This is a genomic window from Sphingobium ummariense RL-3, from assembly GCF_000447205.1.
Lineage (GTDB): Bacteria > Pseudomonadota > Alphaproteobacteria > Sphingomonadales > Sphingomonadaceae > Sphingobium > Sphingobium ummariense.
This window is the reverse complement of sequence record NZ_AUWY01000019.1, coordinates 1-18,563: the sequence shown is the minus strand read 5'-3', so window position 1 is coordinate 18,563 and position 18,563 is coordinate 1. Positions and strand designations below refer to the sequence as shown.

The following is an 18,563-nucleotide window of genomic DNA, read 5'->3' as shown; positions in this document are numbered from 1 at the left end:
CGCGCTAGCGCAGCAGCCACATGGCCGCCGCCCCGGCGACCGCGGCCAGTACCGCGACCAGCGCGTAGCGCCACCCTCCGCCGACCCGGATCAGCCTTACCTCGGTGAGTGGAGGCGGGGGCGGGGCGCCGCCCTTTTCGGGGAAGGCATCCTCGATCCGGCGGATGAGGCCGGGCAGGCGCTGGAGCGTGCGCCAGTTCTCGATCAGCGTATCGGCGGCCTTCGCCTCCGGCCCCAGCTCGGTGCGCAGCCATTCCTTCACATAGGGGCCGCTCGTTTCCCACAGGTTGATGTCGGGATCGAGCGCGGTGGCCACGCCCTCCACCATCACCATCGTCTTCTGGAGCAGCAGCAAATGCGGCTGGGTCTGCATGTCGAAGTCGCGGGTGATCGCGAACAGCCCGTCGAGCATCCCGCCCACCGACAGCTCGCGCACCGGCTTGCCGCGCATCGGCTCGCCCACCGCGCGCAGCGCGGTCGCGAATTCGGCGACATTGTGATGGGCGGGCACATATTGGGCTTCGAAATGAATCTCCGCCACCCGGCGGTAGTTGCCGGTGATGAGGCCATAGAGGATTTCCGCCAGCCACATGCGCGCGCGGCGGTCGATGCGCCCCATGATACCGAAGTCGATCGCGACGATGTCGCCATTCGCTGTCACGAACAGATTGCCCTGGTGCATGTCGGCGTGGAAGAATCCCTCGGCGATGGCCTGCCGCAGGAAGGCGTTCACCAGCCGTGCGGCGATGTCCTTCACGTCGTGCCCGGCGGCGACCAGCGCGGCGCGATCGGCGATCTTGATGCCGTCGATCCACTCCATCGTCATGACCTTGCCGGTCGTGCGGTCCCAGTCGATCGCGGGGATGCGATAGCCGGGCATGGCCTGCATCGCCTCCGCCAGTTCGGAGGCGGAGGCCGCCTCGCGCCGCAGGTCCAGCTCGCGCGCGGTCCAGCGCTTCATATTGGCGATGACGAGGCGCGGGCGCAGGCGTGCGACCTCGCCACCCAGCTGCTCGATATGGGCCGCCGCCCATTCATAGGTCTGGATATCGCGGTTGAACTGGTCGATGACGCCGGGCCGGATCACCTTGACCGCCACGTCGCGGCCGTCGGTTGTGACGGCGCGATGGACCTGCGCGATCGAGGCGGCGCCCACGGGCTCCTCATCGAAGCGGCTGTAGAGTGCCTCGATCGGCCGGCCGAAACTCGACTCGATCTGGGCGCGGATGACGGGAAACGGCACGGGGGGCAGGGCGTCCTGCAGCCGCAGCAGGTCGGCGGCCGCTTCCTCTCCCACCAGATCTGGGCGCGTCGCCAGCGTCTGGCCCAGCTTGATCGCCGCAGGGCCGATCGCCTGGAATGCGTCAGCATAGCGCGGTTGCGCCGGAACGCGGGCGCCGAAGCGGGCGACCCGCACCAGCCGCCGCACCGGCGCCGGCGTCAGCGGGTCACGCTCGATCCCGCGCAGGGCGCCATGGCGCGCCAGTGTCCGGCCCCATTTCAGCAACCGGAAGATGTGGGTGACGTGGGAGGGCATCCTACTCCAGCCCCTTACCCATCAGACCTTCCACCCGCTATGGATCGCCACCAGTCCGCCCAGGATCGGCTCGACCTTCGTCTGCACGAATCCGGCTTCGCGGATCATGCCTTCGAACTTCGGCATCGGCGGGAAGCGGCGGATCGATTCGATCAGATAGCGATAGCTGTCCTCGTCATGGGCGAAGAGCTTGCCGAGTTTGGGCACCAGCCGGTGCGAATAGGCGTCGTAGACGTCCGAGAAGCCGGGCCAGGTGGTCGTCGAGAATTCCAGGCAGAAGAAGCGCCCGCCGAACCGCAGCACGCGATGCGCCTCGCGCAGCGCCCGGTCGATATGGGTGACGTTGCGGATGCCGAAGGCGATCGTATAGGCGTCGAAGCTGCGGTCGGCGAAAGTGAGCTCCTCAGCATTCTGTTCCGACCAGATCAGGCCGTCGAGGCCCTTTTTCTTCGCGCGCTCGATGCCCACCGCAAGCATTTCCGGATTGATATCGGACACGGTGACCGCCGCGCCATGCCGGTGCATCCGAAAGGCGATGTCCCCGGTGCCGCCGGCCATGTCGAGAATATCCTCGCCCTTGCGCGGCTTCACCCGCGCGACGAACTGGTCCTTCCACAGGCGGTGCGCGCCGCCCGACATGGCGTCGTTCATCAGGTCATATTTCGCCGCCACGTTGGAGAAGACGGCGCGGACCATCCCCTGCTTTTCCGAAGCATCGACGTCGCGATATCCGAAGGAGACTGTATCGTTCATGCTGCCCGCTCTAGCCAGACTCGTACCGGCGCGCCAGCGCGAAGCACGATGGGAACGTTTCGGTGCCGTCATGCATTGCCCGGCCATGCGCTGGCCTGCTCGTCCCTTCCTGCTCCCGCTGCTCGCCCTGTTCTGCTCGGCCCAGGCCGCGCCGCAAAGCCCGCAGCATATGTACGGCCCGCTGTTCGAAGCGGTGCAGGGAGAACGCGTCTTTCCCGATGGCAAGACCTTCGTCGACGCCGTGGCCAAGGCGCCGCCCGCCGACATCCTGCGCGCCTATGCGGTGGAACGGCCGAGCGGCAGGGAGGCGCTGCGCGCATTCGTGGCGCGCTGGTTCACCCTGCCGGACGCTGCGCCTGCCCTGCCGCTCAGGGCGCATATCGCGGCGCTGTGGCCTCAGCTGACCCGCCCCGCGCTGGAGGCGGAGCCTGGCTCATCCGCGCTGCCGCTCCCCGCGCCCTATGTGGTGCCGGGCGGTCGCTTCCGCGAGATTTACTATTGGGATAGCTATTTCACGATGCTGGGCCTGAAGGCCGACGGTCGGCAGGATCTGATCGATTCGATGCTGGCCGATTTCGAGAGCCTCGTCGCGCGCTACGGCTTCGTCCCCAATGGCACGCGCAGCTATTATCTCGGGCGGTCGCAGCCACCCTTCCTCGCCCTGATGGTCGATCTCGGCACGCCGGCGGCGGGGCACCTGGCCGCGCTTCGCGCCGAGCATGATTTCTGGATGCGCGGGGCGGACGGAGTCCTGCGTAACGGCGCAGCTGCGCGTGTGGTGCGCATGCCCGACGGCGCGTTGCTGAACCGCTATTGGGACGACCGGGAAGGGCCGCGCGACGAAAGCTGGGCGGAGGATGTGGCAACCGCCCGGGAGAGCAACCGTCCCGCCTCCGATATCTACCGCCACCTGCGGGCGGGCGCGGAGAGCGGATGGGACTTCTCCTCGCGCTGGCTCGCCGATCCGCAGCGTCTCGCCACGATCCGTACCACCGACATCGTGCCGGTAGACCTCAACAGCCTGCTCTGGGCGTTGGAACGCCGCATTGCCGACGGTTGCGCCGCAGTTGGCGACGCGGCCTGCGCGACTCGCTTCGAGGGATTGGCGAAGGCGCGGGCCCGGGCCATCGACCGCTGGCTGTGGCTGCCGAAGGAGCGCCGCTACGCCGACTGGGATCGGCAGACGCGTGAGCCTACGACCGTCCTGTCCGCCGCTACGCTCTATCCGCTGTTCGTCGGCCTGGCCGGCAAGGCGCAGGCCGATGCCGTCGCGGGGCTGACGCGGGTGAGGCTGCTTGCGGCTGGCGGCCTGCGCACCACGCTGCTCGCGACCGGCCAGCAGTGGGACCAGCCCAACGGCTGGGCGCCGCTGCAATGGATCGCGGTAGAGGGGCTCGCCCGTACCGGCCATGACGCCCTGGCGAAGGAGGTCGCCCGGCGCTGGATCGCGACGGTCGATGCCGCCTATCGCGAGACGGGGAAGATGCTGGAAAAATATGATGTGGAGGAACGCCGACCGGGCGGCGGCGGCGAATATCCGCTGCAGGACGGTTTCGGCTGGACCAATGGCGTCACGCGCGCGCTCATCGCCCGCTATCCTGACCTCGATCCCGATGGTGCCCCTGTCGCGGACCGGCAATAGCGCCTACATGGGCGCCATGCCCGAGCTTCCCGAAGTCGAAACCACCGTCGCCGGCCTGCGCTCCGTGCTCCACGACACTCTCCTGACGCGGGTCGAGCCGCGCCGTGCGGACTTGCGCTTCCCGATTCCGCCGGACCTGCGCCAGCGGCTGACCGGAGCCACGGTCACCTCGCTGTCCCGCCGCGCCAAATATGGCCTGATCGGGACCGATCGCGGCGATACGCTGATCTTCCATCTTGGCATGTCGGGACGCTGGCGCATCGACCCGGCGGAGATAGGCACCCACGACCATCTGCTGATCGAGACCGGATCGGGGCGGCTGCTCGCGCTCAACGACCCGCGCCGATTCGGTTCGCTCGACCTTGTCCGCAGCGAAGGCTGGGAAGAGTACGCCCCCTTCACCCGCATGGGGCCCGAGCCGCTCGGTCCGGATTTCACCGCCGCCTATCTGGCCGATGCGCTCCAAGGCAAGGCGACGTCGATCAAGGCCGCGCTGCTCGACCAGCGGATCGTCGCCGGCCTGGGCAATATCTATGTCTGCGAGGCGCTCAACATGGCGGGGATCGCGCCGACGCGCGAGGCGGGGCGGATCGGCCGTGCGCGCCTGGCGCTGCTGGTCGAATCGATTCGCACCGTGCTTGCCGCCGCGATCACCGCAGGCGGTTCCACCCTGCGCGACTATGCCCGTCCCAATGGAGAACTGGGCTATTTTTCGAAGCAGTGGCGGGTCTATGGCCGGGAAGGGGAGGCATGCCCCTGCGGCGGCACCGTCCGGCGCCGGGTCGACGGCGGCCGATCGACCTTTTACTGCCCCAGATGCCAGAAATAGGCGGGGCCGCGCGGTTGACGATCGGCCAGATCCCCTGTAAGGGGCGCACCTTCATGAGGCGGGCCGGCGATTCCGGCAGGCCTCTTCCCGCGATTTGACGAGACCGAGGACTGTAAATGGCCAATACGCCGCAAGCCAAGAAGCGCATCCGCCGCAACGCGCGCCGCGCCGAGATCAACGGCGCCCGCATCAGCCGGATCCGCACCCTGGTGAAGAAGGTGGAAGCCGCCCTCGCCGCCGGTGACAAGGATGCGGCCAGCGCCGCGCTCCAGACCGTGCAGCCCGAACTCGCCCGGGGCGTCGCCCGCGGCGTGCTGCACAAGAACACTGCGGCCCGCAAGTTCGGCCGCCTGACCAAGCGCGTCAGCGCGCTCGGCTGACACGCTTTCCATTAACATGGGTTTAGGCCCGCTCCGGATGTCCGGGGCGGGCTTTTTTCATCGTTCCTTCACGGATGAGTCATTTTACGCGAACCGCGGATTTCCTCCGATTCGACGCACTGCGGCAAAAACAATTCTCTGCAAATTATTGAAAAATAACAGATAAATTCATTATCGCGGCTTTTCCGCAGCTTTGCTGAGTCAACGGCTTTATTTCACTTTTTTGACCCGGACTGCCCTTGATCCGGCGAAGCAGCCCTGTCTATTTTGACCCTCCGGCCGCTGATCGAATCACAATCCTGGCGGCCATTACAAGTTCAGTCGATGCCGAGAAACCGGAAAGCATATGCTTTCCGCGTGGGGTTCTTGTTCGGTTTTTTTGGGGGGTCGGCAGTTGATGAAGGACAGGGTGGCGATGGTTGACGGCAGGGGTGGAGAGGATGCGCAGGACACGGCGCGCCTGGAGTTCGCCTGGACCGCCATTCGCGCCGGTCTGCGCCGCGACATCGGTGCGCGTATGTTCGACCAGTGGTTGAAGCCCGCGCGGCTGGGTGCCTATTGCGCTGATTCGCAGACGCTCGACCTGCTCTTCACCTCAGATTTCACGGCCAATTTCGTTACCGGACAGTTCGGCGATCGCCTGCGGCTTGCCTGGCGCGCTTCGGGCGCTGGGGTGCGCGAGGTGCGGCTATTGCGCGCGCCCGATGCCACCGGCCCGCGGCTGCTGCGCGTCGTCGAGGAAGCTCCCGCCCAGGCCGATGCGCTGGTCGAAGTCCAGGTCGCCTGCAATTTCCAGCCGCGCTACCGCTTCGAGGATTTCATTACGGGCGAATCGAACCAATTCGCCTTCTCCGCCGCGCAGACCATGGGGGCCGCCGAGGAGCCGCGCTTCAGTCCGCTCTTCCTCCACGGTGGCACCGGCCAGGGCAAGACGCATCTGCTCCACGCCATCGCCCGCGCCTTCTCCTCCCACTCGCCGTCGGAACCCGTACTCTACATGTCGGCCGAGCGCTTCATGATGGAATTCGTGAACGCGATGCGCGCGCATGAAACCATGGCGTTCAAGGCGCGCCTGCGCGCCGCTCGGCTGCTGCTGATCGACGACATCCAGTTCATCGCGGGCAAGGGATCGACGCAGGAGGAATTCCTTCACACGATCAACGACCTGATCGACAGCGGCGCGCGCATCGTCGTCACGGCCGACCGGGCGCCGCAGCTGCTCGACGGGATCGACGCGCGGATCCTCTCGCGTCTGGCGGGCGGTCTGGTGGCCGATATCCGTCCGGCGGACCTCGATCTTCGCCTCGCCATCCTGGAGGCGAAGCGGGCGACGGCGGGCGATCCGCCGGTGCCCGACGCGGTGATCGACTTCCTCGCCCGCTCGATCCGTTCCAACGTCCGCGAGCTGGAGGGCGCTTTCAACAAGCTAATCGCCTATGGCCAGCTGACCGGCCGCTCGATCGACCTCGATTTCGCGCAGGGCATGTTGGCCGATGCGGTGCGGGCGAGTGCCCGCCGCATCACCGTGGACGAGATCCAGAAGGCCTGTGCCGCGCATTACCGGATAGACCCGGCGGAGATGCGCTCCAAGCGCCGCGCCCGCGCCATTGCCCGGCCACGGCAGGTGGCCATGTACCTTGCGAAGAAGATGACGCCCCGCTCGCTGCCGGAGATCGGCCGCATATTCGGCGGACGCGACCACAGCACGGTGATCCATGCGGTCCGCACCATCGAGCAGCTGCGCGAGACCAACCCGGACATCGACGCGGACATCCGCGCGCTTCAGCGCCAGCTGGAGGGATAAAGCGAACACGGCCCCTCTGGCATCCTGCTTCCGCCCGGCTAGGCTGGTGTCATGATTCGCCGACTCGCTCTCCTGCTCCTCGCCCTGTTCGCTACCGTGCCCGCCGCCACCCAGTCGACGAGCGATGTCCGCGTCGCGCTGGAAACGACGCAGGGCCGCATCCTCCTTGCGGTGCATGCCGGCAAGGCGCCGATCACCGCAGCCAACTTCCTGCGCTATGTCGATGAAAGGCGGCTGGACGGTACTGTCTTCTACCGTGGCGTCGGCAATGCGGACTATGGCTTCCTGCAGGGCGGGGTGCAGAACGAGCCGAAGCGTACGCTGAAACCTATCGCCCATGAGCCGACGACCCAGACGGGCCTGACCCATGACGATGGCGCGCTGTCGATGGCACGGCTGGAGCCGGGCAGCGCGATGGGCGACTTCTTCATCGTGCTGGGCAAGATGCCGGCGATGGACGCCCATCCGGAGGCGGCGGGTGACAATCAGGGCTTTGCCGTCTTCGCCCATGTGGTCGAAGGGATGGACGTGGTGAAGGCGATCCTCGCCGCGCCCAAGTCGGCCACGGCGGGCGAGGGGGTGATGAAGGGCCAGATGCTGGAGGCGCCGGTCAAGATTCTGACGGCTCGGCGCGTTCCCTAAGACTGCGCTTCCGGCGTGCCGGCCTGATCCACGATCCGTGCCACGCCCATATCCGCAGTCACATTGCCCACGGTGCGGAAGATGTCGGGAACGGTCTCCACCGCAAGCAGCAGCGGTAGCGCCTCGACCGGAACGCCCATGGCGAGGCAGATGGGCCCGGTGGTGGTGAAGAAGGTGATCTGGCTGGGCAGGCCGACAGCGGCGAGGCTGACAATAGCCGCCACCGCCACCCCCGCGATGATCTGCGCCGGGCCCAGCGCCACTCCGTTCATCGCCGCCACATAGAGCGCGACGCCGAGATTTGCCGGTGGGCTGGTGATACGGAAGAGCGAGACGGCGAGGGGCAGGACGATGCTGCGCGTTGCCTGTCCTACGGCAAGCGGGCCATCGCAGGCCTGGATCATCGCAGGCAGCGAGGCGATCGAGGACTGGGTCGAGAAGGCAATGGCCTGGGCGGGCAGGGCGGCGCGCGCGAATCGCCCCGGCGCGATTCGTCCGGCGATGACGACCAACGGATAGACAAGGAGCGTCACGGTGACGCAGATCAGCACGATGAAGCCGATATAGTGCATCAGCGCACCCGCCGTCGCGAGGCCTGAGCGGCTTCCCGCCACCAGCGCCAGCGCGAAGACGCCGACCGGAGCCAGCCACAGCACCCAGCCGACCACCACCAGCAGCGCATCCACCAACGCTGCGAACAGGCCGGTGAGATGGGCGCGCCGCTCCCCGCCGATGCGGGTCACGGCGAAGCCGAAGACCAGCGCGAAGAGGACAACGGCGACGACCTGCCCCTCGGCCGCGGACTTGATCGGATTGGCGGGGATGAAGCCCAGCAGCCATTCGGCAGAGGGCCGCACCCCCTCTACGTCGCTGGCTGGGTCCGCGCCCGCCAGCATGCCGATGGCGCCCTGCGGCACCGGCCAGAGGTGGAGGATCAGCGGCCCCACCAGCGCGGCGACGCCTGCGGAGGCCGTCAGCAGAAGGGCAAAGAGAAGCAGCGAGCGCCCCGCCATGCCGCTTGATCGGGCAGCGGTGGCAGCCTGGGTCACGCCGGTGACCAGCAGCGCGAAGATCAACGGGATGAGCGGCATTTGCAGGCCGTTCAGCCACGCCTTGCCGACCGGCTGCGCCACGGCGACGACCTCGCTGTCCCATCTTCCGCCCCATTCCGTTAGCGCGATGCCACAGGCCAGGCCGAGCACGAGCGCGATCAGGATGCGGACGGTCAACGACATGAACGGCTTTCCCCTTTGGCCTGCATAACGTTCCAAAGCAGGCTAGCCGCAGCAGCGGGATGCGGCACAGGGGAAAGGTGGCTCTGGAGCGAGGGGCGTCGTCGATGTCGCATTTCGATCACCTTCCGTCATCCCAGCGAAAGCTGGGATCCCACCTCATTCTGGCGCGATGTGAAGAAAATGAAAGGGAGATCCCAGCTTCTCGCTGGGATGACGGTGGTGGAGCGATGTCGGCTCCGCACCCAAACTCGCAAAGATAAGCCCGGCGATCCGTGCAGGATCGCCGGGCTTATCGGATCAGGCCGGGAGCCGTCAGTATCGGCTCGTACTCAGCCTTTCTTTTCGGGCGGCAGCGTGATCTTCACGCTCTCGCCATTCTGGCCGGGGAAGTTGGTGAACATCGCGTCGATCAGGTTCGGTACCAGATAGGTGAGCTTGTTCGACAGCGACTGGGCGCTCGCCTTGCCCTCGAACAGGCGACGGTTGTCCGCCGCGCGGTCGATCTTCAGGCTGAGGTCGCTGGTATAGACGGTGTAGCTTGTGACGTCGTTATAGCCGCCGCCCGGGCCGAACAGGAACGGATCGTAGAAGCCATAGCCCCAGGGACGACCCCAGCGGCCGCGCCACCCCCAGCCGGGATAGCCCGCATAGCCGCCATAGAAGAAGGGATCCGGACCCCAGTTGGTCGAGCGTACCTTCTCCCGCCCATTGTCGACATCATAGGCGACACGGACGATCAGGTCGGCGCGCGCCGGGTCGCTGGCGGCGACATAGCCGGTCTGCGCCAGCCGCTGGCCGACAAGGTCGGCATAATGCTGGAATTCGAGGCCGCCAGCGAGGCGCGGGTCGTCGGCGACGACAGCGAAGCTCTGCCCTGCCGGGGCGGGAAGCTGCTGGAAACGGGCGACATCCGCCTTGAAGGGGGTCGCACAGCCCGAAAGTGCCGCCAGCGCCAGAGCGGGCGCAGCGAGAAGGCCGAACGTCTTGAAACGAGTCATTTTACGCGTCCTGTATCAGGCCTTACGCCTGTTGCTTTCTTTGCGCTTTGCCATAGCAAAACGCAACTGAACATCGTTTGAACGCTCGAGCGGGGCGAACGGGCGCAAACCATGTCCTGCCACTCTAACGACGTCGCGGATAGCTTCGATCCGTAGATTACGGATAGTTCATTTCTACCGCATCAGTCCCATCGCATCATAGGCCGCACGCAGGGTCGGTTCCGCCGCTGCCGCCGCGCGGGCGGCCCCCTTGTCGAGAATCGCGTCGAGCGCAGCGTCGTCGGTGCGCAGCTCCATGAAACGGGCGCGGATCGGCCGCAGGGTTTCGACCAGCAACTCACCCAGCGCCGGCTTGAACGCGCCGAAGCCCTTGCCCGCAAATTCGGCACACACCCCGTCGAGCGAGATGCCCGACAGCGTGGCGTAGATGCCGATCAGGTTCATCGCCTCTGGTCGCCCTGCCAGCTCCTCTGCTGTTTCGGGAAGGGGCTCGGGATCGGTCTTGGCCTTGCGCACCTTCTGCATGATCGCGTCGTCGTCGTCCGTCAGGTTGACGCGGCTCATGTCCGACGGGTCGGACTTGGACATCTTCGCCGTACCGTCCCGCAGCGACATGATGCGCGCCGATTCCCGAGGGATGATGGGGTCAGGCAGGGTGAACAGATCCACGCCGAAATCGGTGTTGAACTTGGTCGCGACGTCGCGCGCCAGCTCCAGATGCTGTTTCTGGTCCTCGCCCACCGGGACATGGGTTGCCTGATAGAGCAGGATGTCGGCCGCCTGCAGGACCGGATAGACGAACAGGCCGACGGAAGCGCCCTCGCGATCCTTGCCGGCCTTGTCCTTGAACTGGGTCATGCGGTTCAGCCAGCCGATCCGTGCGGTACCGTTCAGCAGCCAGCACAGTTCCGCATGGGCGGGGACCCGGGCCTGGTTGAACAGGACCGAGCGGTCGGGGTCGATCCCGGCGGCGACCAGCGCGGCGGCCATGTCGCGCACATTGCGGATGCGCTGCTCGCGTCCCTCATGCACGGTGACCGAGTGCATGTCGGCCAGGAAGAAGAAGCACTGGCTTTCGCTGTCCATCTCGTCCTGCATCCGCACCCAGTTGCGGATCGCGCCGAGGTAGTTGCCCAGGTGCAGATTGCCGGTCGGCTGGATGCCGGAAAGGACGCGCATTCTTTGATCCATTCGCTCAGGTTGCGGTTGCGCCCCGCCGGTGCATCAGCGCCCGGAGATCCGACAGGCGGTAGGCGCCCGTGACGAAGCAGGCCAGCCCGTACAGCGCCACGCCCGCGCCGACAAGCGCCGCGAGCGCGCCATAGCGCTGCACCATCGTTCCGCCGAGCCAGGGCTCCAGCACATCTTCGCCAGCCCAGAGCGCGCCTCCCATCAGAACCGCCGCCAGCGCCAGTCGGGGAAGGCGACGGCGGAGTTGCGCGTCGGCGGCGAAATGGCTGCGTCTGACCAGCGTGGCATAGAGCATCGCGACATTGACGGTGGATGAAAGCGCGGTCGCGAGCGGCGGGCCGACATGGCCCACCGCCGGGATCAGCGCGACGTTGCCTGCGATGTTGATGAGGATCGAAAGCATCGCGTAGCGCACCGGCGTCTTCGTATCACCGCGGGCATAATAGCCGGGCGTCAGAACCTTCACGAGCACATAGCTCGGCAGGCCGATCGAGAAGGCGGACAGCGCCCAACCGCAGCGCATCGCGTCGTCGGCCGTAAAGCGGCCATATTGGAATAGCCCACGCACGATCGGTTCGGCCACGGTGATGAAGGCGACGGTGGCGGGCAGCGTCAGGAACAGCGCCAGCTCGATCCCGCGGTTCTGCGTTTCCATCGCCGCCTGTTCCTCTCCGCGGGAAAGCATCCGCGAGATTGTGGGGAGCAGGATGGTGCCGAGGCCGATGCCGATCAGGCCCAGGGGAAGCTGGTTCAGCCGGTCGGCATAATAGATATAGGTGATCGAGCCTGAGGCGAGCAGCCAACCCGACAGCGCGGTCGAGATGAGGAGGTTGATCTGTGCGGCACCCGCGCCCGCCGCCGCCGGCACGATCAGCCGCAGCAATTCGCGCACGTCGGCGTCGAAGCGCGGGCGTTTCAGCCGCATCGACACGCCCGCGCGGCGACAGGCCCAGACCAGCCACAGCAGCTGCAGCGCCCCGCCCACGGTGACGGAGATCGCCTGCACCCGGGCGGTCGCATATTCGTCCGGCCCGTGGAACAGCCACAGCCCCGCGATCATCGCGACGTTGAGCAGGATCGGCGCGGCAGCATTCACCCAGAATCTGTCGAGGGAATTGAGGATCCCGCCCAGCAGCGAAGCGAGGCTGATCAGCGCCAGATAGGGGATGGTGATGCGCGAGAGGGTGACGGCGAAGGCGAACTGTTCCGGCGTAGGATTCTGCCGGGCAAAGCCGCCCGAGAGCGCCCAGGTGACCGGCCAGGCGGCGGCGATCAGCGCGAGGGTAAAGAGGATGAGGACCGGCAGCAGCACGGCCAGCGCCCGCTCCGCGAAGTCGTAGGCGGCGGGCAGCCCTTCCCCGCCGGCCGCCTTGCGGTTGAACATCGGCACGAAGGCGGCGGAAAAGGCGCCCTCGGCGAAAAGGGCGCGGAACATGTTGGGCAGGCGGAAGGCGACGCCGTTGAACGCGTCTGACGCAAAGCCCGCGCCGACATAGCGCGCGGCCAGCGAATCGCGCACCAGCGCCAGCACCCGGCTGGCTAGGGTCAACCCGCCGACGGAGCCGAGGGCGCGAACGAGCTTCATGCGCCGTCCACCCAAATCACCGTCCGTTCGTCCTGAGTAGCCATTGAGCCTTTCGAAATGGCGTATCGAAGGACCGAGCCTTGCGCAAATGCTTCGATACGTTGGACAGGTCGGATCGTCCCCCGGACGATCCTAAAACATCCGGGGGATGTCTTACCTGTCCAATTCGGCAAGCTCAGTCCCTACTCAGCACGAACGGTTGTGGGGATAAATCAGGCGTTGCCGGCCGGCTCGCCCGCAGTCGCCTGGATCTGCTGCGCCTGCTGCATGTAGAGGCCGCCGAAGTCGATGGGGTCGAGCAGCAGCGGCGGGAAGCCGCCGTCGCGGATAGCATCCGCCAGCACGCGGCGGGCGAAGGGGAAAATGAGGCGCGGTGCTTCGGCCAGCATGAACGGCTGGACCTGATCTTCCGGCACATTGCGCATGCCGAAGAGCGCGGCGTAGAGCAGTTCGACGGCAAAGGCGGTGCCCTGCGGCGCGACAGCCTTGACCTCGATCTTCAACGACACCTCGATCACGTCGTCGCCCACCTTGTCGGCGCCGATATTGAACTGCACGTCGATATTGGGCTGGTCCTGCCACTGATAGACGGCGGGCGCGTTCGGGTTCTCGAAGGACAGATCCTTCACATACTGGCTGATGAGCGCGATCTGCGGCGCGGTGTCGGCGCCATTGCCGCTGTTGCCCATGTTGATCGTCGGGATGCTGTCGGCTTCGTCGGCCATGATCTGTCCTTGGCTTTCTCTTGGTTTCCCGGCGGGCGGCATGCCCCCCTGCATGATGACCCGCGCGCTTAGCAGGGGGCGCGGGGCAGGGCAATGGCGGGTCTGGACGCGCTGGTCCGTCCTTTCTACTATTCGCTTTGTCCGCGCCGGCCCAGCGTTCATTTGAAGTTAGGGGCAAACATGCCTATGTTGGCGGGAACCTGAGAACCGGGAAAGGGTATTTGACCCCGTGTATGTGATCGTCATCCTCGCCATGATCGCCGGATTTCTGGCGCTGCGGCTCTATTCCGTGCTGGGCAAGCGTACCGGGCACGAGCAGGAGCCCGCTCTGCGTCCGGCTGAGGAGCGCGCCAAGGTGACGATCCTGGCACCGCGTCCGATGCCCGAGGCGGGCGGCGATTCGGTGCGCCTGTCCGAAGGGCTGGTTTCCCCCAATGCCGAGAACGGCGTGCGCGCGCTGATCGCCGCTGACCGCAGCTTCGACGTGCCGCAGTTCGTCGAGGGCGCCAAGAGCGCCTATCGCATGGTGCTGGAGGCGTTCTGGCGCGGCGACCGCGAGGAACTGGCATGGTTGTGCGACGCCGACGTGCTTGCGTCCTTCGAGGAAGCGATCGCCGCGCGTGAGACAGACGGCCATGTCCTCGACAACCGACTGGTCCGCATCGAGAAGGCGCAGATCGTGGAGGCCAGCGTCAACGGCCGTATCGCCGAGGTTACGCTCCGCTTCGAAGCCGACATCGCCGCGATCACCCGCGACAAGGACGGCAATGTCATCGCCGGATCGCTGACCGACGCGATCGGCACGAACGATATCTGGACCTTCACCCGCGACATCCGCAGCGCGGACCCCAACTGGAAGCTCAGCGAAACCGACGAGGCGGCGTGAGCCTGCGTCATTCGGGGGGCGCGCTGCTTGCGGCGCTGCTGCTGTCGGCGTGCGCGGGCGGTGTGATCCCGCCATCGGCATCCGGTCCGACGCCCTCTCGCCCCGCGCCGCCCCCGGCGAGCGCGGGTGGCCAAACGGCGACCCGCCCGGTTCCCGCGACCCCCCGCCCGACGCTGCCGGTCGTCGCGCCTGATCTGGTCCCCGACAAGACGACTGCCGCCGGGCTGGGCGTCGTCAGGGGGCCGGACATCGCATCGCTCATGCCATCGGGCGAGCGGTCGCGGCTCGCGCTGCAGGCGTTTCGCATTTCCTGTCCCACGCTCATGCGTCGTACCGACCAGAGCGGTCTGACGCGCGGTGCCGACTGGAACAATGCCTGCGCCGCCGCGTCGAGCTGGCCCGAAGCGAGCGCGAGCGAGTTTTTCGCCCGTTACTTCGAAGCGGTGCAGGTGGGCGACGGCGCGGCCTTCGTCACCGGCTATTATGAGCCCGAGATCGCCGGTTCGCGCACTCGCCAGCCGGGATATGAGGTGCCGATCTATCGCCGGCCGACCGACCTGATCGACGTGGATCTTGGCCTGTTCAGCGACACGCTGAAAGGACGGAGCATCCGCGGCAAGGTGCAGGGGACGAAGTTCGTGCCCTATGACGAGCGGGCGCAGATCGTCGCTGGATCGCTTTCCGGACGAGGGCTGGAGCTGGCCTGGGCGGCCGATCCGGTGGAATTCTTCTTCCTGCAGGTGCAGGGCAGCGGCCGGCTGCTGCTGCCGGACGGCGGGATCATGCGCATCGGCTATGATGGCCAGAATGGACGCGACTATACAGGCATCGGCAAGCTGATGAAGGATCGCGGACTGATTCAGAACGGGTCGATGCAGGACATCATGCAATATCTGCGCGCCAACCCCGCCGAAGGCGCGGCGATCATGAACGAGAACAAGAGCTTCGTTTTCTTCCGGGAATTGACCGGCGCGGGCCCCATAGGGGCGCTGGGCGTGCCGGTGACGGCAGAGGCGACTGTGGCGGCCGACCCGAAGTTCATCCCGCTCGGCGCACCGGTCCTGCTTTCGTTGGACCGGGCCGAGCCGAACGGCATCTGGATCGCGCAGGATACCGGGGGGGCGATCAAGGGCGCGAACCGGTTCGACAGCTTTTGGGGCGCGGGCGCCCGGGCGCGCGGCATTGCAGGCGGCATGTCGGCGCGGGGAAGCGCGCTCATCCTGCTGCCGGTCGGGTCGGCGGCACGTCTCACCCAGCCCTGAGGATGCGGGCCGTGGCGCGGCGGCGTCTCTCCCCCGACGAACACCAGCTATGGAGCGCCGTTGCCCGGACGGTGAAGCCGTTGCGACCGCAGGCGAAAGCCGCCCCGCCGGAGCCCGCCTCCGAACCGCAGCCGGTGCCGACGCGGCCGGTCAAGGCCTCCGGGCCGCCGGTCCCCATTCCGCCGACGCCCGCCCGCGTTCCGGCATCCGTGCTGGACAACGGATGGGAGAAGCGCATCCGTGGCGGTGCAATCCAGCCCGACATGAGCATCGACCTGCACGGGCACAGCCTGGCGGCCGCCCATGCCCAGCTCGGCCGGGCGCTTGGTAGCGCGCTGGCGAGGGGTGTTCGCGTGCTGCTGGTCGTCACGGGCAAGCCGCGCGAGGACAACTCGCGCCGCGGCGCCATCCGCGCGGAGATCGGCCATTGGCTCGAAACCAGCGCCTATGCCGACCGTATCGCCAGCGTCCGCGTCGCCCATCCGCGCCACGGTGGGGATGGGGCGCTCTATGTCATCCTGCGGCGGCGGAAATAGCCGTTCCGCTACCCCCTTCTGTGGTCGCCCGATCCCCTCACTGACGCTTTCTTAACCAGTTCAGGCCATAGCCTGCCCTTTCAAGGGGCCCTTTCCGGGCGCAGTAGCGGGTTGAGGGAGGCACATGCAGGGCGTGACGTTGAAAAGCCGCGCCGCTGCCTTTGCCTGCGCCGCGGGGGCGCTGGTGTTCATCCTCGCGCTGGTGCTCGGCTATGCGCAGGGCGAGGAGGACGACATCGTCCAGATCGGCCGCGCGCTGATCATCGCCATCCTCTGCGGCACCATGAGCTGGGCGTCCGCCCGGCGGACCATATCCACCACCGCCGGCGCGATAGACACCGCCACCGAACGGCTGCTCGCCGCCGCCCATGGCGACCTTCACTCACGAGTTCCGGTCGAGATCGGTCTGGAGCTGCCCGACCTGGCCGTGGCGATGGAAAGCCTGTTCAGCCAGGTTCGCACCAATCTCGACCATGTCCAGGCGCTCGCGCTGTTCGACCAGGTGACGGGCCTTGCCAACCGCACCAGCTTCTGCCGACAGGTGGAAACGCTGCTGGCCGAGCGGCCGGAGCAGGGCATCGCCGCGCTCTTCTTCATCGACCTCGACGGCTTCAAGAGCGTCAACGACACGCTGGGCCATGCGGCGGGCGACCAGTTGCTCGCTCGCGTTGCCGGCCGCCTGCGCGAGGTGGTGATGGCGCAGATCCATACGGGCGCGGGGGACGCCGTAATCGGCCGCCTTGCCGGTGACGAATTCACCATGTTCTTTCCCAATCTGGCGAACGCGGACGTGCCGCGCCGTATCGCCCGCGCGATCCAGTTCGCGCTCGGCGAGCGCTTCGATCTGGGCAGCCAGCATGTGGAACTGGGCGCCTCGATCGGCATCGCCTGCTATCCCGACCATGGCGATACGCTTTCCGCCCTGCTGCGTGCCGCCGACCTTGCCATGTACCATGCCAAGCATGAGGGACGCGGACGGGCGGAGATGTATACGACAGAGTTGGCCCTGGAGATGGCGGACCGCGCCGCGCTGGAGCATGAGATCGCCCGTGCCATCGAGCGGGACGAATTCCTGCTGGAGTTCCAGCCGCAGATCGAGGTGACGAGCGGACGGGCGGTCGCCGCCGAGGCGCTGGTGCGTTGGGCGCATCCCGACCGCGACATCGTGATGCCGGGCCTGTTCGTGCCCGTGGCGGAAGAAAGCGGCGCCATCGTCGCGCTGGGCGACTGGGTGATGGGTCATGTCTGCGAGACCGCTGCGCGCTGGGCGAAGGCGGGGATCACGCAGCGGATCGCGGTCAACATCTCGACTCGCGAACTGGCGCAGGCGGACTTCTTCGTCCGCCTGGCTCACGCGATGGAAATCCATGGCACCCCGCCGGCGATGCTGGAGCTGGAGATCACCGAATCGCTCGCCATGGAGATGGATGCTCGCGTGCTGGACCAGCTCGCCGCGCTGCGCCGGCAGGGCGTTCAGGTGGCCATCGACGATTTCGGCACGGGCTATTCCAACCTGTCGCGGCTCAAGGAACTGCCGGTCGATAGGGTGAAGATCGACCGCAGCCTGGTGCGCGACATTGCGACATCGGCGGAGGCGCGAACGATCTGCAGCGCCGTGGTTGGCCTGATTCAGGGACTGGGTCTGGAGGTGGTGATCGAGGGGATCGAGAGCCAGGCACAGATGGAGATACTGCGCGTGATCGGTTGTACCCTGTTCCAGGGCTATCACCTTGCCCGGCCGACACCGGAGGACGATTATCTCGGCCGTTACGCGGCTCCGGTGACGGTGGAACGCCGACTGGTCTAGGGATTTTGATGGCAGCGCTAAAAATCGTGATGCTGCAGCGGAGGTGAACGGGCATTTCACGATCCGTTCATCGAAGCACCCCTATAAGAGCTTTCGTTGCTTCTTTCCCCTTGGAAGCAACACCTCCCTGAACCTCGGCCCCGTCGGCTTTCACCGGCGGGGCTTCTTTTTTGGCCGTCGCATCGAGATTTCGACAAAGGGGCGCACGACTTCGGCTCAAGCCGGGGCGAGGGTGCCGGTCGCGCGCGCGGCGGGGCGGCGATACTGGCGCGGGCCTTGGTCGAGGCGGAAGGGCGCGAGCCGCTCGGTAGGCGGTTCCTGCTCCTGTCCGACGATGAAGGTGCCGCCGCTGCGGCCGGCATTCAGCGATTCACCTTCGCCCCAGCGGAAATGCGCGTCGAACGCGGCAATGGGGATCAGCAGCGCACGGCCGCTTATCTGCACCGGCGCGATCTCCTGCGTGGCGAGCCGCAGCTCGTTCGTCAGGCGATGGCTCTCGCCAGGGGCGAGCTTCACGACCGAATGGACCGGCATCCCGGATTCCCCGGCGAAGAATTGCCGGAGCGCGGCCTGCTGTCTTTCGCCCGCATTGGCGAGCAGCGCCCGCACGACGAGGTCGTGCATCGGCTGTGTGCCGCAATTGTGGAGGGTGAGTGCATAAGCGATCGTGACGCCCATGAGCGAATAGCGGGCGCTGCTGACTTCGAGGAAGAGTTCGAGCTGCGGCTTGTCGCTGGTCGCCGGGGGCGGG

Annotated in this window: 16 protein-coding genes and 1 pseudogene; 9 read left to right on the top strand and 8 right to left on the bottom strand. The window is 66.8% G+C overall.

Going from position 1 to position 18,563, the window contains the following annotated elements; all coding sequences use genetic code 11:
- Nucleotides 1-4 precede the first annotated feature (4 nt).
- Both ubiB and M529_RS25615 read right to left on the bottom strand, forming a co-directional pair.
- Nucleotides 5-1,537, bottom strand: a complete 1,533-nt coding sequence (gene ubiB / locus M529_RS25620; protein WP_021316126.1) for a 2-polyprenylphenol 6-hydroxylase — start codon at nt 1,535-1,537, stop codon at nt 5-7.
- Between the two features lie 21 nt (nt 1,538-1,558).
- Entirely contained in the window at nt 1,559-2,290 is a 732-nt protein-coding gene (locus tag M529_RS25615) for a class I SAM-dependent methyltransferase (protein ID WP_021316125.1), read from the bottom strand.
- Nucleotides 2,291-2,375: 85 nt separating this feature from the next.
- On the opposite strand from M529_RS25615, the gene treF reads away from it, so the two are divergent.
- The 5 genes from treF (at nt 2,376) to M529_RS25590 (ending at nt 7,587) form a co-directional block, all read left to right on the top strand.
- Entirely contained in the window at nt 2,376-3,932 is a 1,557-nt protein-coding gene (treF, locus tag M529_RS25610) for an alpha,alpha-trehalase TreF (protein ID WP_031293997.1), read from the top strand.
- Between the two features lie 16 nt (nt 3,933-3,948).
- Nucleotides 3,949-4,761, top strand: a complete 813-nt coding sequence (mutM, locus tag M529_RS25605) for a bifunctional DNA-formamidopyrimidine glycosylase/DNA-(apurinic or apyrimidinic site) lyase (protein ID WP_031293994.1) — start codon at nt 3,949-3,951, stop codon at nt 4,759-4,761.
- A gap of 116 nt (nt 4,762-4,877) precedes the next feature.
- Nucleotides 4,878-5,141, top strand: a complete 264-nt coding sequence (rpsT, locus tag M529_RS25600; protein ID WP_021316122.1) for a 30S ribosomal protein S20 — start codon at nt 4,878-4,880, stop codon at nt 5,139-5,141.
- A gap of 415 nt (nt 5,142-5,556) precedes the next feature.
- Nucleotides 5,557-6,945: a chromosomal replication initiator protein DnaA gene (gene dnaA / locus M529_RS25595; protein WP_021316121.1), complete on the top strand. Its 1,389-nt coding sequence runs from the start codon at nt 5,557-5,559 to the stop codon at nt 6,943-6,945.
- A gap of 51 nt (nt 6,946-6,996) precedes the next feature.
- On the top strand, nt 6,997-7,587 hold the full coding sequence (locus M529_RS25590; RefSeq protein WP_021316120.1) for a peptidylprolyl isomerase: 591 nt from the start codon (nt 6,997-6,999) through the stop codon (nt 7,585-7,587).
- Here M529_RS25590 and M529_RS25585 read toward each other — a convergent pair.
- The 5 genes from M529_RS25585 to secB form a co-directional block, all read right to left on the bottom strand.
- Nucleotides 7,584-8,822 carry a dicarboxylate/amino acid:cation symporter gene (locus M529_RS25585; RefSeq protein WP_021316119.1) on the bottom strand — a complete coding sequence of 413 codons (1,239 nt, stop codon included), beginning with the start codon at nt 8,820-8,822 and terminating at the stop codon, nt 7,584-7,586. The genes M529_RS25590 and M529_RS25585 overlap by 4 nt on opposite strands.
- A 329-nt stretch (nt 8,823-9,151) precedes the next feature.
- Nucleotides 9,152-9,820, bottom strand: a complete 669-nt coding sequence (locus M529_RS25580; RefSeq protein WP_021316118.1) for a DUF4136 domain-containing protein — start codon at nt 9,818-9,820, stop codon at nt 9,152-9,154.
- Between the two features lie 174 nt (nt 9,821-9,994).
- Nucleotides 9,995-10,999, bottom strand: a complete 1,005-nt coding sequence (gene trpS / locus M529_RS25575; protein ID WP_021316117.1) for a tryptophan--tRNA ligase — start codon at nt 10,997-10,999, stop codon at nt 9,995-9,997.
- Between the two features lie 16 nt (nt 11,000-11,015).
- Nucleotides 11,016-12,596 (bottom strand): murein biosynthesis integral membrane protein MurJ, encoded by a 1,581-nt coding sequence (murJ, locus tag M529_RS25570; RefSeq protein ID WP_021316116.1) that lies wholly within the window; start codon nt 12,594-12,596, stop codon nt 11,016-11,018.
- Between the two features lie 212 nt (nt 12,597-12,808).
- Nucleotides 12,809-13,321: a protein-export chaperone SecB gene (secB, locus tag M529_RS25565; protein WP_021316115.1), complete on the bottom strand. Its 513-nt coding sequence runs from the start codon at nt 13,319-13,321 to the stop codon at nt 12,809-12,811.
- 229 nt (nt 13,322-13,550) lie between these two features.
- Here secB and M529_RS25560 point away from each other — a divergent pair, with 229 nt between their 5' ends.
- The 4 genes from M529_RS25560 (at nt 13,551) to M529_RS25545 (ending at nt 17,812) form a co-directional block, all read left to right on the top strand.
- Nucleotides 13,551-14,207, top strand: coding sequence for a Tim44/TimA family putative adaptor protein (locus M529_RS25560; protein ID WP_021316114.1), 657 nt, complete (start codon nt 13,551-13,553; stop codon nt 14,205-14,207).
- Nucleotides 14,204-15,469 (top strand): murein transglycosylase A, encoded by a 1,266-nt coding sequence (gene mltA / locus M529_RS25555; RefSeq protein WP_021316113.1) that lies wholly within the window; start codon nt 14,204-14,206, stop codon nt 15,467-15,469. The genes M529_RS25560 and mltA overlap by 4 nt, the downstream gene beginning before the upstream one ends.
- An 11-nt stretch (nt 15,470-15,480) precedes the next feature.
- Entirely contained in the window at nt 15,481-16,005 is a 525-nt protein-coding gene (locus tag M529_RS25550) for a Smr/MutS family protein (RefSeq protein ID WP_031293989.1), read from the top strand.
- A 124-nt stretch (nt 16,006-16,129) separates the two neighbouring features.
- The gene (locus M529_RS25545; protein ID WP_021316111.1) at nt 16,130-17,812 is read left to right on the top strand and encodes a putative bifunctional diguanylate cyclase/phosphodiesterase; all 1,683 of its coding nucleotides are present in this window, start codon (nt 16,130-16,132) and stop codon (nt 17,810-17,812) included.
- A 216-nt stretch (nt 17,813-18,028) separates the two neighbouring features.
- On the opposite strand, the pseudogene M529_RS49595 reads toward M529_RS25545, so the two are convergent.
- Nucleotides 18,029-18,563, bottom strand: a pseudogene (locus M529_RS49595) (hypothetical protein); the annotation flags it as partial.

Bases quoted from the DNA above. Each gene is read 5' to 3' on its own strand.
- ubiB (WP_021316126.1), bottom strand. From the start codon at position 1,537: ATGCCCTCCCACGTCACCCACATCTTCCGGTTGCTGAAATGGGGCCGG.
- M529_RS25615 (WP_021316125.1), bottom strand. From the start codon at position 2,290: ATGAACGATACAGTCTCCTTCGGATATCGCGACGTCGATGCTTCGGAA.
- treF (WP_031293997.1), top strand. From the start codon at position 2,376: ATGCGCTGGCCTGCTCGTCCCTTCCTGCTCCCGCTGCTCGCCCTGTTC.
- mutM (WP_031293994.1), top strand. From the start codon at position 3,949: ATGCCCGAGCTTCCCGAAGTCGAAACCACCGTCGCCGGCCTGCGCTCC.
- rpsT (WP_021316122.1), top strand. From the start codon at position 4,878: ATGGCCAATACGCCGCAAGCCAAGAAGCGCATCCGCCGCAACGCGCGC.
- dnaA (WP_021316121.1), top strand. From the start codon at position 5,557: ATGGTTGACGGCAGGGGTGGAGAGGATGCGCAGGACACGGCGCGCCTG.
- M529_RS25590 (WP_021316120.1), top strand. From the start codon at position 6,997: ATGATTCGCCGACTCGCTCTCCTGCTCCTCGCCCTGTTCGCTACCGTG.
- M529_RS25585 (WP_021316119.1), bottom strand. From the start codon at position 8,822: ATGTCGTTGACCGTCCGCATCCTGATCGCGCTCGTGCTCGGCCTGGCC.
- M529_RS25580 (WP_021316118.1), bottom strand. From the start codon at position 9,820: ATGACTCGTTTCAAGACGTTCGGCCTTCTCGCTGCGCCCGCTCTGGCG.
- trpS (WP_021316117.1), bottom strand. From the start codon at position 10,999: ATGCGCGTCCTTTCCGGCATCCAGCCGACCGGCAATCTGCACCTGGGC.
- murJ (WP_021316116.1), bottom strand. From the start codon at position 12,596: ATGAAGCTCGTTCGCGCCCTCGGCTCCGTCGGCGGGTTGACCCTAGCC.
- secB (WP_021316115.1), bottom strand. From the start codon at position 13,321: ATGGCCGACGAAGCCGACAGCATCCCGACGATCAACATGGGCAACAGC.
- M529_RS25545 (WP_021316111.1), top strand. From the start codon at position 16,130: ATGCAGGGCGTGACGTTGAAAAGCCGCGCCGCTGCCTTTGCCTGCGCC.